Genomic DNA, 15,430 nt, shown 5'->3' on the forward strand with positions numbered 1-15,430 from the left:
CGTTGACCGAAGCTACGTTTTGCAGGGCGTTGGAGCTGGTGGACACAGTTTCCAAACCCTGCAGCCTCCCTTGGGAGGCTTTCTATGACAGGCTCCGTAGAGATTACAGCGGTAGCGAGGCGAAAGCCCACCCCGTAAACAGTAGTTGCTGAAGTGGCGAAGTTTCGATTCGAATCGCTATACGCGGAACAGACGCAATACCACGGCCTTCAGGCCGTGGATACGCGCTGTCACTCCGTGTAACAGACCACCGCTCAACCGTCTTCCCCGAGTTTCCCACGATGACATTTAAGTGACAGGGCGCCAAACCAGAGAGTAGGAATCGGTCGGAACGGAGCGGATTCCGAATCGTCCTTCGGAGGCGGCCTGTCCGCCCACGTAACGAGGCAATATCCGAAAGGGTAGTCGGTGAACGCATATTCCAGAAGAGTGTGTCTGTGTCGACTGCTCAAAGCGAGTACCACGATACCCCCGACTCTGCCGACGCCTGCTGGCGTCCCGCTGGCAAAAATAACATCGGGACGCCATATATACGGTCGAAGATAGGGGTAACGGCGGCTTGGCACCGCCAGCAGTCCACCAGCCCGACGCTGTGGGACTACCCGTGCCCGAAAGAGCTGGTAGTCCGGTGACTGGACTACAAACCTGAAACTCCCACCGCTCGGGATTCCTCCGTGTTTACGCGGAGGAGGATGTCAATCGACGCTGTCTCGAATCACCATCACTTTCACCCTGCGGACGCCGTCAAAATCGCGAAGTCGGTACGTCAGTTCACGGACGCGCTCCGCGGCTCCTCGACAGAACAGCGATTCGAGGCACCACTCGCCCTGATGGGTGTGGCTCGTATTGAGAATGACGTCCTGATACTCGTGTTGCGCGGCGTGGAGTTCCTGGATGACGTCGTGGTGGCGATAGTCGAAGCCGACAAGCGCAACGATCTCGCCGGTTGTCTCTTCGAGGCGAGAGTGGGCCTCGATGAACTCCAGCATCGCTTCTCTTACCGCCCTCGACCGATTTTCGATCCCCTCGTCCCGCCATATCCGATCGAACTCTTCGACTACCTCGTCCGGGATGTTGAAACTCGTTCTCACTACCCCGTACTGAACCGTGCAGACACAAGAGGCTCGTTATGACGAACCCCCCCATTCGGTATTAACAATCGGTAAAGCAAGCCGGTTCTGAGCACGAAGTGAGTCGATGTTCCCAAACGAACTGCTCGGTCCGCTCGTCGGTGCGGTCGCACTGGGGGCCATCCACGGTATCGAACCGGGCCACGGCTGGCCAGTTGCCGCCTCGTACGCGCTCGATCGGGCTAACAAGTGGGCGTACGGGTTCGCAGCGAGCCTCATCATCGGCGTCGGCCACCTCATCAGCAGTGTTGCGATGGTGGGCGCGTTCTTCTACGCGAGGGGGTACTTCAACCTCACACAGGTCAACGAGCCGATTACGATACTCGGTGGCGTCCAGATCGGGGGGCCGGTCAGTCTCGTGGCCGGCGTCTTGCTCATCGGCCTCGGCGTCCGCGAGCAGTTCCACGGCCACTCTCACGGAACCCGCGGTGACAACCGCGGCCACGACTCTGGCCACGACCACGACTCTGACCACGACCACGACTCTGGCCACGACCACGACTCTGACCACGACCACGACTCTGACCACGACCACGGCCATTCGCACGGCCACGACGACGGTGGACTGACTTCCCGTCTGAACGGGGTCGTCCCGTTCGGCGGCGGACACGCTCACTCGCACGACGGCTTCGACGAGGGCGCCGATCGGGGACTCCTCGGTATCGCGTGGTTCGCGTTCGTCCTCGGGTTCGCACACGAGGAGGAGTTCGAGATCATCGCGCTCTGTGCCGGGTCGAACTACTGCCTCGAACTGATGGGCGCGTACGCCCTCACGGTCATCGTGGGTATCGTCGGACTGACGATGCTGTTGATCGCGGGCTACCACCACTCCGAGGAGAGGGTCGAGCAGTACACACCGTACCTGTCGACGTGTTCCGCCGCCGTCCTCGTCATCATGGGAATCGGGTTCATCAGCGGGCTGTTTTGAGCACGGGTCCAGACGCGTGCCGTCTCCGCGACGCCGGACTCTTCCGCGTTCACGGGGAGGGAGATGCCAACCTTTGTCGGTCGGATCAGGAGGGATTCGTTCCACCTCGATATCTTCGAAGTCCTTCTCGGAGGGATATGTTCATGTCGGCAAAGGTAGTCGAGAGAGGGAAGCCGCCGACAGAGCGTACCTTTCGTTCGGAATCTCATACTATTTTTATATTTCCGAACAAAGCCGTGAAAACCTGTGGCGTAGATATTCCACGAGATGCGCCCTGAACGTCCGGATCGGACGAGAGCATGCCACTCGTCTGACTGGATTTTATGTGCGTAGACATGATAGTTGGTATCTAGTCACATGATCTCTGACCTCCCCGTAGAGAGCGTGAACGGCCAGGAGGAGTGGAACTGGAACGAGCGACAGGCGGATCGAACGCCGCCGAACGCACCGGGCGGCGACGCGGACCGACGACGGGCCGACGGAACCGACCGCCCCGTCCCTCCGGATCGGACCGTCGCCGCGCGCCGCGAGGTTCGACGGCTGGAAGCGGAAATCGGGGCGCTCGAATCGGAACTCGAACAGACCGAGCAACGCCTAGAACACGTCATCGAGCGGTACGAACGAGTTCTCGCCAAGAAGAACCAACAGCTCGCCGAGCAGGAGCAGTCGAGCGCGCGGTCTCCCCCGCGCGTCGCGGTCCGATCGGTCTTCTCTCGGTGGCTCCCCGGTAACTGGTGAGCTCTCCGCTGCGGCGCCTCACTCCTCGCGAAACGGCCCGCGCTCGGCGAGCCGTCGTGCGGCCTCGCTCAGCCCCGAATCGCTCCGGTCCCCTTCGGAGTCAGCCGCGGTCTCGTCGTCTCCGTTGGTCTCGCTCCCTTCGGAACCCGTCCGCTCCGGATTCTCGACGAGACCGTCGAGGGCCGACTCCGTGTCGGACGTATCGGCCTCGTCCTCGGTGTGATCGGCAGCGGAAGCGGCTCCGTCCGGATACCTCGCGGCACCGACGCCGTCGGCGGCGGTCGGGTCGTCCGAGCCGGCGGCTCCGGTGACTGCCGCCGGATCGGCGTCCGGCGGGTAGCTCCGCTCGGCCGGCGGGACGAACGCGGTCTCGACGGCGCGCACGATCTCGCGAACGCTCTCCTCGTCGAGCCGGTCGGCGTACGCCTCGCGGATCAGGTCGGGGACGGCGTAGGCGTAGTGGCCGCGGCCGGCGTGGCGGATGAGCCCCGCCCGCCGGATGGACCGGTGGCGGCTGTAGGCGTGCCCGGAGTCGCCGTCTCCGCCGGCGTCGATGTGAGCGGCGACGGGGTCGCTGACGCCCTCGCGCCGGTAGTGGCGGAGCATCCCCTGTGAGAGTTCCGGGAGCGCCTCGATCCGACTCCGGAGCTCCTCGATGACGGCCTCGCGGGTGCCGAGCTCGACCGCGTCGTCGAACCGGAGCGCGCTCTCGGCCACGTCGGAGCGCGTGACCGGGTCGACGTCGTCGACGGGGTCGCCGGCGTCTTCCACGGCGCCGGTCGAGGGGTCGGCGTCGTCCGCGGGGGAATCCGCGTCGACCTCGGCGTCGCCGTCCGCGGCCGAGTCCCCCGCGCCGGTCGGGGTGCCCTCGCCGTTCTCGGTCGCGGCGTCACCGTCGTTCTCGGTCGCGGCGACCGCCTCGTCGTACGACTTGAGCACGGACTGGCCGCCGTCGTCACCGGACGCCGATCCGCCGCCACCGGTCACGGATCGCCCGCCTCCGCCACGGTAGGGCGCCTCGGCCTTCCCGAGCAACGCCTGCGCGAACTGGTCGGCCATGTCGCTCAGGTCGCGGGCCTCCTCCAGCTCGCGTTCGAGGTCGGCGATGCACCGGTCCTTCTTGTCGAGCTTCTGCCGGAGGTCGGCGATCTCGGACTCGCGACGCTCCGTCTCGTCGGAGATCGACTGGAGCTCGCCCACGAGGTCGCTGGAGACCGACTTCAGTTCGGGGCGTTCGAAGTCGTCGAGCCCGGGCGTCGCGCCCGCATCGAACGTCTCCTTGCGGTGGAACTGAATCCGGCGGATCGACTCGTCCCAGTCGGTCATCAGGAAGGCCTCGCCGTCGCCGAGGTCCTCGACGGCGCTCGCGTACTTCGACCCCAAGATTCGCCCCACCACCTTCGTGTCGTTGTCCCACGTGAGCCGGTGCCAGCAGAGCCAGTCGCACTGAGTGATGAAGTCCTTCTTCACGTCGGCCGGGCGCTGGCTGATGCCCACGATGCCGAGCCCGTGTTTCCGCCCGCGCTTGCCGACCTTGATCAGCATCTTCCCCGTCTCGTCCATCCCGCCGCCCTCGGGGATGTACTCGTGGCACTCCTCGACGACGAGCAGGAAGGGCTTCTTCATGCGCTTCTCCTTCGCGAACAGCTGTTTGACGACCTCCAGAAGGAGCTCGTTGGCGGTCTCCTCTTCGAGGTAGCCGGAGACGTCGAGGATGATCGGGATGTTCTGTTCCAAGGCGAGCGTCGCGAGCTTCTCGGCGTGTTCGGGGGAGACGACGATGTCGCACTCGTCGTCGGCGCCGGCGTGGAGGACCTCGTACTCCTCTTTTAAACCGTAATATTCACCATCTACGTCGACGATGAGGAGGCCAAACGCCGAGTTGAGGAGCTTCTCGGCGACGACCGAAGCGGTGTTGCTCTTGCCAGAGCCAGACTTTCCAGTTATAAATCCCCGTCCGGTGAGCAGTTCCACTACAGGGAGCGATATTTCCTCGTCTCGTTCCTGGTCGACGCCGACGGGGATCTGTTGCTGATCGTCAGTCATTTTGTTTGGCGTTCGGCGGCTCGATCGTATTATGACACGAACGGCAGAGCGTTACGAGATTGTCTAACGTGTTCGCGTTCTCGGGCGACTGAAACGTCCGGATCGGCTGTCGATGGTGAACGTCTAATCCGATGTCGTTTTGACTGCGATGTTCTGACTGGGTGATCCCACACCGCTGACATTCGTAGTTGTCTCGCTGAAGGACTTTCCGCCGTTGCTCTGCCCAGTTGTCGCCGTAGTACTCGTCAACGCCCCCCTTCCAGCGATGATGTAGTTCTCCGGGCTGTGAGCCGACTGTCCGGGTTTCTATTCCGTGGTCGTGTAGCCAGTCGTGGACGGTAGACGGAGCACAGTCGAGCTGTTCCGCTATCGCGTACGTACTCATGCCGTCCGTGTGATACATCGATCTGAGCTTCGATTCGCTCTGGAGTTCCGCCGGTGTCTCCGGATTGTACGACCGAGTTTCGATACCGTGTCGGTGTATCCAATCCTCTATCGCTTGCCGGCCGCAGCCGAGTTCCGACGCCACCTCGTCCATCGTCAGTTCCGACTCAACGTACAACTCACGAAGGGTCTCTTCGTCGTGCCACGGCTGTTCTGTTCGCGTCCGACTCGTGTCGATCCCAAATTTGCGTAGCCGGTTGTGAACGGTCCCCTGACTGCAGTCTAACTCGTCCGATATGTCGCTTTCGCTCATTCCGCGTCGACGAAGCGACCGCAGCCGTTCCTCGTCTTCCCACGGCTTGGATTTCTCAATATCGTGCTTTTTTAGCCAATTTTCGACCGTTTTGCGGCTACAACCGAGCTTCTCACCGGCCTCTCTCGTTGTGAGGCCCTCATCGATATACAGCGACCGGAGGCGGTCCGCGTTCCGCCACGGCGTTTCCGAGGTCATCGCAGCCGTATTGCTCGTCCGCGGATGAGCGCGTTGTTCATGCTGGCTACTGCTCATGTGATATTACATAGCTCTTCAGGCGGACGGAACGCTCGGAACTGTGCCGTCGCGTCGCCCCCGATCCCCTCGCTGACATCCGCGACGTGGATCGCCTCCTGCTCGGTCATACACGTGAGAGGTACCGCCCGCCCCATAAACTATCGGCTCGGGCGCCCGCGTCACCCCGCCGGTCGCGCCGCGCCGCCTCAGTGCTCGCCGCCCGTCCCGCGCCGGTCGGAGTCGAGGTCGATGTCGACGTCCTCCAGCAGTTCCTCTGCCTCCTCGCGTTTCTCCTGGTGGTCTTCGAGGAACTCCCGCATCAGCTCGGCGGCCTGCTCCTTGCAGCCGCCACAGAGGCGCTCGCCGTTGACGCACTCGGAGTAGACGGTCTTCGCCAGCTCGTCGTCGTCGCCCGCGAGCAGGTAGGCGTACAGCTCGTAGACGGGGCACTCGTCGGCCTCGCCGCCGAGTTCGCGCTGCTTCTCGGCGGTGTCGCGCCCGCCCGTCGTCGCCGCCCGGACCTTGTCGTAGCCGTCCTCGGGGTCGTCGAGCAGCGAGATGTGGCTCGCCGGGATCGACGAGGACATCTTCCCGCCCGTGAGCCCGGTCATGAACCGGTGGTAGATCGAGGAGGGCTGTCGGAAGCCGAACCCGCCGTGGCCGATCTCGACCTCCCGCGCCAGCGACTCGGCCTCCCCTCTGGTCATCTCGAACGCGTCGACGTGTCCTTCGAACACGCGCTTCTCGCCGTCGACCGCCTCGATCAGGGCCTCGAACGCCTCGTCGGTGGCGTTTCGATTTAGGAAGCGCACTCGGGGGCGGAGGGGTTCCTTTACGGCATTTCGGAGGTTATTGATCGCATCGCGTTCTGGACTTGGTTCCGTTCCAGCCGAGACCACGTTCTTGTCGGGGAATTCGTTAATGTCCCAAGTTACGGCATCCGTTCCATCTTCAATATACTGGGCTGCCCAGCCACAACGAATCGTGTCGATCTCTCTCTTTTGCGCCTCCTCTTTGAGATCGTCGTACGCCTCTGCGATGACCTGGTGAACCTCCTCGTCAGCTTCGAAGCTCGCGAACGCCTCGGTCACCTTGAAGTAGCGCACGCGGGTCGCCAGGTCGCGGGTGAGTCGGACGTGTGGGTCTTGGTCCGGGCCGACGGGGATGACGGTGGGTTTCGGCTCGTCGACGAGCTGCGGGTAGAGGATGTCCGCGGTCTGGGTGATCACGCTCTGCATGTGCGAGATGTTGGTCTCGCCGTCGAAGCCGTAGATCGCCTCGAACTCCGAGAAGTTCGCTTTCGACCCGAGCTCGAACCCCAGGTCCTGCACCTCGCGGTTGTCGGACTGGCGGTAGATCTCTCCCTCCTCGGCGTCAAACCCGAGCGCGAGCAACGAGAGGAGGTAGTTGCGCGCGTGCTCGTCGATCTCGTCCCACGACATTCCCCGGGCGGAGTGGGCCTCCAGGTCGGCGATCAGCCCGAACGCGTCGCCCCCCTGCCGTTGGTGCCAGATGATCTCGTCGAAGACGAGCTTGTGGCCGATGTGGGGGTCGCCGGTGGGCATGAACCCGGAGAGCGCGGCGAACGGCTCGTCGTTCGCCATCGCCTCCGCCACGGCGTCGTACTCGCGGTGCCCGAAGATGACGCCCCGGCGCATCAGGTAGTGCGGGTCCGGCACGTCGTCGGCGACATCGTCGAACGCCTCGATGCCGAACTCCTCGAACAGGTCCGCGTAGTCGCCGACCGACGCCGACCCCCACGGGTCGAGCGCGACGTCCTCGGTCGGTTCCGCGCGCTCGGTCCCGCCGTCCGCCCGGGGGGTGTCCTCGTCCATACGTCCCCTCCAGTCGGTCGACGCAAAAACCGTTCGCTTGCGCGAGAGGAGTTGCCACGCCGCCGGACGGGGAGCGGAGGGCGACGAGCCGGCACCGCGCGTTCCCGGGGAGCGGCCGTCTGGCCGGTATTTATACCGCTCCCGCCGTACGAATGGACATGGACGTGGCCCCGGACATCGACGCCGTGGCCGGCGAATCCGTCGTCGTGATCGGCGGCGGATTTGGTGGCCTCTCGACCGCGTGTTACCTCGCCGACGCCGGCGCGGACGTGACCCTCGTGGAGAAGAACGAGCAGCTCGGCGGCCGCGCGAGTCGGCTGGAGGCCGACGGCTTCCGGTTCGACATGGGGCCGTCGTGGTACCTCATGCCCGACGTGTTCGAGCGGTTCTTCGGCCACTTCGGACGCGAGCCCGCCGACTTCTACGAGCTGGAGCGGCTCGACCCCCACTACCGGGTGTTCTGGAAGGACGGCGACAGGGTCGACGTGCTCCCCGACCGCGAGGCGAACAAGGCCCTCTTCGAGGAGTACGAGCCCGGCGCGGGCGAGGCGTTCGAGGCCTACTTGGCGGAGTCCGAGCGCACCTACGAGATCGGGATGGAGCACTTCGTCTACGAGGACCGCCCGCGGCTCCGCGATTACGTCGATACGGACGTGCTCCGGTACTCGTGGGGCCTCTCGCTGCTCGGCAAGATGCAGGGGCACGTGGAGAACTACTTCGACCACCCGAAGCTTCAGCAGCTGATGCAGTACACCCTCGTCTTCCTCGGCGGGTCGCCGACGAACACCCCCGCGCTGTACAACCTGATGAGCCACGTCGACTACAACATGGGCGTCTACTATCCGGAGGGCGGGATCGGCGCCGTCGTCGACGGGATCGTCGAACTCGGCGACGACCTCGGCGTGGAGTACGTCACCGACGCCGAGGTGACCGCCATCGAGGGGCGGCGCGGGGGCTTCGCGGTCGACACGGTCGGCGGCGAGCGCTACCTCTCGGATCTGGTCGTCTCCGACGCCGACTACGCCCACACGGAACAGGAACTGCTCCCGAAGCACAAGCGGCAGTACACGGAGGAGTACTGGGAGTCGCGGACGTACGCGCCCTCCGCGTTCCTGCTGTACCTCGGCGTCGAGGGCGACGTGCCGAACCTCGAACACCACACACTGGTGTTGCCGACGGGGTGGGACCGCCACTTCGAGCAGATATTCGACGACCCGTCGTGGCCCGACGACCCCGCCTACTACCTCTGTGTCCCCTCCGAGACCGACGACACGGTCGCGCCCGAGGGGCACAGCAACCTGTTCGCGCTGGTCCCCGTCGCGCCCGGACTGGAGGACACCCCGGAACTGCGCGGGGAGTACCGCGACCTCGTGTTGGACGACATCGCCGAGAACACCGGCACGGAGCTTCGCGACCGGATCGTCTTCGAGGAGACGTTCTGCGCCGACGACTTCGCTGACCGCTACAACAGCTACCAGGGGAGCGCGCTCGGGCTGGCACACACCCTGCGACAGACCTCGCTGCTCCGGCCGCCCCACCGGTCGAGCGCGGTCGACGGGCTCTACTTCACGGGGTCGACAACGACCCCCGGTATCGGCGTCCCGATGTGTCTCATCAGCGGACAGCTGACCGCCGAGGAGCTGTCGAAGACGGCGTGAGCGAAGCCGTGAGCGACACCGACCGAACCGCGAACCCCGGCCGACGCTCGCTTCCCGACCTGCTCCGGTACCTGGTGGTGCTGTCGCGGCCGCGGTTCTGGTTATACCTCGCCGGCCCCGTCGCCGTCGGCGTCACCTACGGGATCGCCGACGTAAGCGGGCTGTTCACGCCGGTCACGGTCGGGCTCGCGGCGTACTTCCTCGTGCCGGCGAACGTCTTCCTCTACGGCGTCAACGACGCCTTCGACGCCGACATCGACGAGGAGAACCCGAAGAAGGAGGGCCGCGAGGCGCGCTGGCGAGGCGACCGCCTCGTCTCGCTCGCGGTGATCGCTTCCGGCGCGCTCGGGCTCGCCGCGTTCGCGGCCACGCCGCACGTCGCGTGGCCGTACCTCGCCGGGTTCCTGCTGCTCGGCGCCGGCTACAGCGCCCCGCCGGTGCGGTTCAAGACGACCCCGTTCCTCGACTCCGTCTCGAACGGGCTGTACGTCCTGCCGGGCGCGGCCGCGTACGCCGCCGTGGCCGGGACGCACCCGCCGGCCGCGGCGCTTGCCGGCGCGTGGCTCTGGGCGATGGGGATGCACACGTTCTCCGCGATCCCCGACATCGAGCCCGACCGCGCCGCCGGGATCCGGACGACGGCGACGCTGCTCGGCGAGGGGCGGACCTACGCCTACTGCGCCGCCTGCTGGGTCGCCGCCGCGGTTGCGTTCGCCGCCGTCGACCCACGACTCGGCGCGCTGCTCGCCGTCTACCCCGTCTTCGCGGCGTGGGTCGCCCGGTCGTCGATCGCGGTCGACCGCGCGTACTGGTGGTTCCCGGCGCTGAACACCGCCGTCGGCACCCTGCTGGCGATGGGCGGGCTCTGGCGCGTCTACCCGGTCACGGAGGCGCTCGCGTGAGCGACCCGGAGGGGTCGACCGGTTCGGCCGAAGGCGCCGCGGAGCCCGCCGCCTCGACGCCGGAAGGACTCGACGCGCTCCGCGCCCGCCTCCCCGACACGCGCCGCGAGGCGGAGCGCCTGCTCGACCGGACCGTCCGCGAGAACCGCTTTACCATCGCCGTGCTGTTCCCCCTCGTCGGCGCGGTCGCGCTCGTCGGCAGCGCGGAGGGGTGGGTGCCCGAGCCGTTCGCCTTCCACCCGTGGTTCGTGTTATTCGGCGTGCTGGTGATGCGCTCGCCGCTCGTCGTCGGGGTGTTGCCCGCGCTCGATCGCCGTGCGGTCGGGTGGATCGGCGTCCTCGTGGCGTACACCTACGCGATCGAGCTGTTCGGCGTCGCAACCGGGTGGCCGTACGGCACCTTCGAGTACACCGTGAGCCTCGGCCCGATGCTGGGCGGGGTGCCGCTGGCGCTCCCCGTCTTCTTCATCCCGCTCGTGGTGAACGCCTACCTGCTCTGTCTCCTCCTCTTGGGCTCGCGGGCGTCGAACGGCTGGCTCCGGCTCGCGAGCGTGATCGCCGCGGTGGTGGCGATGGACATGGTGCTCGACCCCGGCGCTGTCGCGCTCGGCTTCTGGACCTTCGGCGGCGGGAGTTTCTTCGGCGTCCCCCTCTCGAACTACGTCGGCTGGGCGTTGTCGGCGACGGTCGCGGTGGTCACGCTCGACCGCGCGTTCGGCGTCGGGCTCGTGCGCGCCGACCGGTTCGACGCGAGCCTGTTCACCCAGTGGCGGTGAGGCGGTGCGGCTCGATCCGACCGGCCCTCGCGCGACCGATCCGGACGACTCGAGGCGACGCGGGCCGACTCGGGACACCTTATATACGCCCCGATCGTTCACGGAGGTATGAGCGTTCGCGTCACGGACACCGTCGGCGGAACCGACGCCGACGCTGGCGCCGACCACCGACCGGAGGGGACCGAATGAGCGACCTCGCGATCGAGTACGGCACCCACGAGCGAGTCCGGGAGATCGTCGACCGCCTGACCTACTGCGCCGAACACGTCGGCCTCGCGTTCGACGGCTGGGAGGAGGCGCACGTCAAGGGGCCGGGGCTCTACTTTGCGGTCGTCGCCGACCGCGACTACGGCGACTACGCCGACCCGATGGGCGAGAACCGGTGGCCCCGCGAGAGCTGCCCGACGGCGTTCGCGGAGGACGGGTTCGTCGAGGCGGTCGAGACGGTGGGCCGCGAGCAGGACGGCGGCATCGTCGTCGCGGTCGACGGCGAGATCGAGGCGCAGATGGTTCGCTTCCGAGATCTTGGCACCCGCAGCGAAGAGACCGAACTGGTCGACGACGTGAGCTACGAGCCGTGGATGGGGTCGCGCCACATGAGCGCGATCGAGACCTCGGTCCGGCCGGAGGTCGTCGCGACCGTGACGCTGAGCGAGGAGACGGGACGGGTGAGCGTGTTCCGCGACGGCGACGCGGAGTCGAGGGAGCGCGACGAACTCGGCGAGGTGTGGCGCGTGGAGTAACCGACAAACGCCGCGAGCTCGCAGACCGCAGGCGGATATTCACATCGAACGTGTGTTTTACTGTAAACAAAGTTCTCTGTTGCTTCACACCTTCAAGACCGGGCGCTTGACCCTGGCGGAACGGCCAGCGAAACATACGAGTTGCACGGTGACAGCGTTCGTGAGGCGGGCACCGCATACGTTCGTGGCGAGTTCGATCCGCTGATATTCGAGTACGCGAGGGGTGATACCGACGAGTGGCAGTCGTTCTCGCAGGAGATTGCGGTGACGATCGCGACCAAACGACCGCTGTGAGGTCGCGGTCGACTTCGACCGACGGCGGCGACGCAACCGGTCAGCGTCCGTGGTGTCCGCGATTGACGGACGAGAGAGCGAACACGTCCGCGGAGACGGATAACCACTTGTACGCGGCGCAGGACCTTCGTCTGATGCCCTCCCTACTCGCCCGATCGCTATTCAGCGAGCCGTCCGGTCGAACGCACGCAGTCGTCATGTTTCTCGGATCGCTCTGTTTCGTTGGCCTCTACGTGTACGCCGGCGTTCTCGGGGACTCCTCTTCGAGCGGTTGGCTAGTCGCCATGGCGGTCGGAACCGCTCTGTCCGGTGTCGCCGAATCGCTTCCAGGTGATCGACGACGGGCCGCCGGAACCCTCCGCGTAACGGCGATACTCCTCCTGATGGGGCTTCTCGTCGCCATCGTCTTGTCTCCCCCGTCTATCGCCCGACGAACCGCGGGGGGTCGGTGAACTCCGGGCGGAGCAGCGTGGCGGCGATCGCTGTGGTGTCCCGTACGACCGCTCACGGCAGATACGTTGCGAGGAAGTCTACGATCCGATCGAGCGTTCTGTTGATCTCTTCCTCCTCGCTGTCCGCATCGGTCTCGTCCTCGGAGGGTGGGGGGCTCATGTCTTGGGCTTCGAGTTACAGCGTCGTGTATCTTTGCCCGCGGGATCGGGTTCCACATCGTCCGGCGAGGGTGAGAGGTCCGGGCGCGGCCACCGGCTCACCGTGTGCGAAACCGTGAACGTGGGGTTCACGACTAGTCCCGCAACACCAGCGGTCCGATGGCGAGCGTCCGCTTCGCGAGGGTGAGAACGCGGAGCACGTAGGAGACGAAAAGCGAGAACGGGAGGAGCGTGACCGCGAACGCGCCCCCGACGACGAGCGTCACATGGTCGATCCCGAGGGTGCGTCCCGGGAACGTCCCGGCGTCGACGACCGCGAGCATGAGCCCCGCGACGACCAGTGCGGGCACCGCGGCGTATAAGATCAGCCGCGAGAGGTCGATCAGCGCCCACTGGAAGTACAACGTCTTGACGTGCTCGCGGGCGGGGGCGAACAGCGACAGCGACTCCTGCAGCCCGCCGAGCAGATCGCGCTCGGCGTCGGTGAGCGCGTCGCCGTGATCGTCGGCGATGCGCTCGATCCGGCCGATCTTCGGACCGTAGTCGAAGCCGAGGGCCGCGAACACCACGTCGAAGGAGCCGAACTCCGCGCCGTCGAGGCGGCCGCGCACCGTGTCGGCGTTCCCGACGACGCCCCCGGTGAGTTCCTCGATGTCCTCCCGAAGTGCGGCCCTGTTCGGTCCCTCGTCGCTGTGAGCGCCCTCGCGGACCGACTCGCGGAGGGCTCGGGCGCGCTCCGACGCGGCGGCGAGGACCGCGTCGAGGAACGCCGCGGGGTCCGTGGGAGCCGGCGAGCCGGTCAGTTCCGCGATAGAGTCACGGACCGCAAGGGTGTCGTCCATGCGCTTCCGCTGATCGCCGAGCGGGCCGTTCTCCTGCGTGAGCACGAGCTGTCCGATCGTGACGACGAGCGTCGCCCCGGTGACGATCGCCGTGATCATCGACGCGAACAGCGTCTCGATCGGGTCCTTCGACCCGACCTTCACGGCGAGAGACGGCGAGAGCGCGGCCGCCGCGGCGACGAACGCGACGAAGACGGCGAGCGTCAGAACGCCGGCGACGACGAGCCGGTTCGCGCGCAACAGCAGCCAGAGCTTCACCCGGCTTTCGCCGGCGCGTTCGCGCATCGTGTCGGCGGTGCTCGCGTCGCTGTCGCCGTCGGTTTCGGTGGTGGCGCCGTCGGTTTCGGTGGTGGCGCCGTCGGTTTCGGCGGTGGCGCCGCCGCTGCCGCCCGTGTCGTCGCCCGCGCTGGACCCCGGCTCCGATGCCCCGCTCATCGCGGCTCGACGGTCACCGCGATCCGGTACGACTCCCCCGACTCAACGGAGACCGGATGCGTGGCCCAGGTGACGCCGTCGTCGTAGTCGCCCTGGTTCCAGATCCGGAGCGAGCGCTCTCCCGAGGCCGCCTCCTCCTCGGAGGCCGGCGCTTCCCAGTCGAACTCGTCGACATCCACCTCGGGACCGAGCGTGGCGCCGAACTTCCAGTCACCGACGCCCCCCTCGAACCCCTCCTCGAAGGTCGAGTCGTCGCTCCCGCCCGTACACCCCGCGATCCCGGCGAGGCCGACGGCCCCGATCCCAGCGCCCGTCCGGAGCAGAGCGCGTCGTCTCACGGCGTCTCACGTCCGTCCATAACGAGCGACACGACGCCCGACCGACACATAAGTACACAGGCGTTATTCAATCTCACCTTCCGTCCTTCTCCGTCACTCCGTCCGTCCTTCTCCGTCACTCCGTTCCGCAGAAGGTCCGGGTGCGAGAATTGAACCCGCGTCTCAGCCTCCACAAGGCTGAAGGATAGTCCACTACCCTAACCCGGACACGCGTCGATATCTATCCCGCTTTGATAAATAACCGTTACGACTCCCGGACGGGCGTGTGACGCGGTGGCGTCCGGTGATCGACTTCGGCCGGTCGGCGTGGGGATCGCCCCGACGACCACGCCGCTTTTACTCCCAGCCGGCGTATCCGCGGGCAACCGTGGCGTTCACCGACAAGATCTACGTGAAGAACCACCGGCAGCTCGCCTCCCAGCTGGAGACGAACATCCCGAAGGGGGCCTTCGCCGGCGCGACGTTGGACATGCTGTTCACCGGCGACGGGCTCTCGAAGCTCGACTCGACGACCCGGGACCGGATCTTGGACTTCGCGGAGGACTTCCTCGACTGCGACTGTCAGGCGAACCCCTACTGCGGCTGTCCGGAGGAAAAGTTCATGCGGTACGTGTTGGAGCTTCGGGCGGAGGGGCTCGGTCCGCAGGCGATCGTGGACGTGATGAGCGACGACTACATGGTGTACGCGTACACCGGCGACGTGCTCTCGTTCCTCGACGACTCGGTGCGGCAGTTGGAGGCGATCGAGACGCTCGCCGACGTGGAGGGCAACGAGGAGATGTCGGATCGGGCGCGGAGAGCGAAGCGGGAACTGTCGGGATAAGCGGCGTCGGTCGTCGCCGAGGTTCCTGTCGATTGTTTCTAAGCGGCCGCCAGCGGATCGACGGCGAAACACCTCCAAAGCCCCAGCCGTGAGGACTCGGTGCGGTCGCTGCGGTCCTCAGTCGCTCGCGTTGCTCGCTCCCTGCGGTCCTTGCGTCCCGCGCCTTCGTCCTCACGGCTGCCCCTTTGAGTCCCACCCGACCGCACAGCACCACCGGAAGACGGTCCTGCTCGCTTCGCTGTGCGGGCTGCGACTTCCGTGCTCCCGCTCGCTCCCTTCGGTCGCTCATGGGACCGCAGCCTCACACCTCCCCAACCTCGTCGGTGGTCCTCCGCGTTGCTCCGGACCACCGACTCCCTCGCGCGACGCTCCTCGTGGCCGCCGAGGGCGGCCACTC

15 protein-coding genes and 1 tRNA gene are annotated in these 15,430 nt (G+C 66.2%); 9 read left to right on the forward strand and 7 right to left on the reverse strand.

What is annotated here, in order from left to right; all coding sequences use genetic code 11:
- Positions 1-695: 695 nt before the first annotated feature.
- Positions 696-1,091: a CopG family ribbon-helix-helix protein gene (locus ESO89_RS12195; RefSeq protein ID WP_128905763.1), complete on the reverse strand. Its 396-nt coding sequence runs from the start codon at positions 1,089-1,091 to the stop codon at positions 696-698.
- Positions 1,092-1,197: 106 nt separating this feature from the next.
- Here ESO89_RS12195 and ESO89_RS12200 point away from each other — a divergent pair, with 106 nt between their 5' ends.
- Together ESO89_RS12200 and ESO89_RS12205 are read left to right on the forward strand one after the other, a co-directional pair.
- Complete coding sequence (locus ESO89_RS12200) at positions 1,198-2,058, forward strand: hypothetical protein (protein ID WP_128905764.1); 861 nt, start codon at positions 1,198-1,200, stop codon at positions 2,056-2,058.
- Positions 2,059-2,415: 357 nt separating this feature from the next.
- Complete coding sequence (locus ESO89_RS12205; RefSeq protein WP_128905765.1) at positions 2,416-2,796, forward strand: hypothetical protein; 381 nt, start codon at positions 2,416-2,418, stop codon at positions 2,794-2,796.
- 18 nt (positions 2,797-2,814) lie between these two features.
- Here the strand turns inward: ESO89_RS12205 and ESO89_RS12210 are convergent, their stop codons facing one another.
- The 3 genes from ESO89_RS12210 to ESO89_RS12220 form a co-directional block, all read right to left on the reverse strand.
- Positions 2,815-4,842 (reverse strand): ATP-binding protein, encoded by a 2,028-nt coding sequence (locus ESO89_RS12210; protein WP_128905766.1) that lies wholly within the window; start codon positions 4,840-4,842, stop codon positions 2,815-2,817.
- The gene (locus ESO89_RS12215) at positions 4,835-5,737 is read right to left on the reverse strand and encodes a helix-turn-helix domain-containing protein (RefSeq protein WP_164932793.1); all 903 of its coding nucleotides are present in this window, start codon (positions 5,735-5,737) and stop codon (positions 4,835-4,837) included. Before ESO89_RS12215 ends, ESO89_RS12210 begins: the two co-directional genes overlap by 8 nt.
- Before the next feature lie 245 nt (positions 5,738-5,982).
- Positions 5,983-7,611, reverse strand: coding sequence for a tryptophan--tRNA ligase (locus ESO89_RS12220; RefSeq protein WP_128905768.1), 1,629 nt, complete (start codon positions 7,609-7,611; stop codon positions 5,983-5,985).
- A gap of 158 nt (positions 7,612-7,769) precedes the next feature.
- On the opposite strand from ESO89_RS12220, the gene ESO89_RS12225 reads away from it, so the two are divergent.
- The 6 genes from ESO89_RS12225 to ESO89_RS12245 all read left to right on the forward strand — a co-directional run bounded on the left by ESO89_RS12225 (position 7,770) and on the right by ESO89_RS12245 (position 12,436).
- Positions 7,770-9,269, forward strand: a complete 1,500-nt coding sequence (locus ESO89_RS12225) for a phytoene desaturase family protein (RefSeq protein WP_128905769.1) — start codon at positions 7,770-7,772, stop codon at positions 9,267-9,269.
- On the forward strand, positions 9,266-10,171 hold the full coding sequence (locus tag ESO89_RS12230) for a prenyltransferase (protein WP_128905770.1): 906 nt from the start codon (positions 9,266-9,268) through the stop codon (positions 10,169-10,171). Before ESO89_RS12225 ends, ESO89_RS12230 begins: the two co-directional genes overlap by 4 nt.
- Positions 10,168-10,947 (forward strand): bisanhydrobacterioruberin hydratase, encoded by a 780-nt coding sequence (cruF, locus tag ESO89_RS12235; RefSeq protein WP_128905771.1) that lies wholly within the window; start codon positions 10,168-10,170, stop codon positions 10,945-10,947. Before ESO89_RS12230 ends, cruF begins: the two co-directional genes overlap by 4 nt.
- 185 nt (positions 10,948-11,132) lie before the next feature.
- Entirely contained in the window at positions 11,133-11,690 is a 558-nt protein-coding gene (locus ESO89_RS12240) for a diadenylate cyclase (RefSeq protein ID WP_128905772.1), read from the forward strand.
- 141 nt (positions 11,691-11,831) lie between these two features.
- Entirely contained in the window at positions 11,832-11,984 is a 153-nt protein-coding gene (locus ESO89_RS18580; protein ID WP_164932794.1) for a hypothetical protein, read from the forward strand.
- 134 nt (positions 11,985-12,118) lie between these two features.
- The gene (locus ESO89_RS12245) at positions 12,119-12,436 is read left to right on the forward strand and encodes a hypothetical protein (protein WP_128905773.1); all 318 of its coding nucleotides are present in this window, start codon (positions 12,119-12,121) and stop codon (positions 12,434-12,436) included.
- Positions 12,437-12,729: 293 nt separating this feature from the next.
- On the opposite strand, the gene ESO89_RS12250 is transcribed toward ESO89_RS12245, so the two are convergent.
- From ESO89_RS12250 to ESO89_RS12260, 3 genes are all read right to left on the reverse strand, one after another.
- Entirely contained in the window at positions 12,730-13,872 is a 1,143-nt protein-coding gene (locus tag ESO89_RS12250) for a hypothetical protein (RefSeq protein ID WP_128905774.1), read from the reverse strand.
- Positions 13,869-14,210, reverse strand: coding sequence for a hypothetical protein (locus ESO89_RS12255; protein WP_241686221.1), 342 nt, complete (start codon positions 14,208-14,210; stop codon positions 13,869-13,871). The genes ESO89_RS12250 and ESO89_RS12255 overlap by 4 nt, the downstream gene beginning before the upstream one ends.
- A 134-nt stretch (positions 14,211-14,344) precedes the next feature.
- Positions 14,345-14,417 (reverse strand) — tRNA-His (locus ESO89_RS12260).
- Positions 14,418-14,577: 160 nt separating this feature from the next.
- Between ESO89_RS12260 and ESO89_RS12265 the strand changes: the two genes are divergently transcribed.
- A complete protein-coding gene (locus ESO89_RS12265) occupies positions 14,578-15,033 on the forward strand; it encodes a DUF5814 domain-containing protein (protein WP_128905775.1) in 456 nt (151 codons plus the stop codon).
- Positions 15,034-15,430: the final 397 nt, after the last annotated feature.

The organism is Halorubrum amylolyticum, from assembly GCF_004114995.1.
Lineage (GTDB): Archaea > Halobacteriota > Halobacteria > Halobacteriales > Haloferacaceae > Halorubrum > Halorubrum amylolyticum.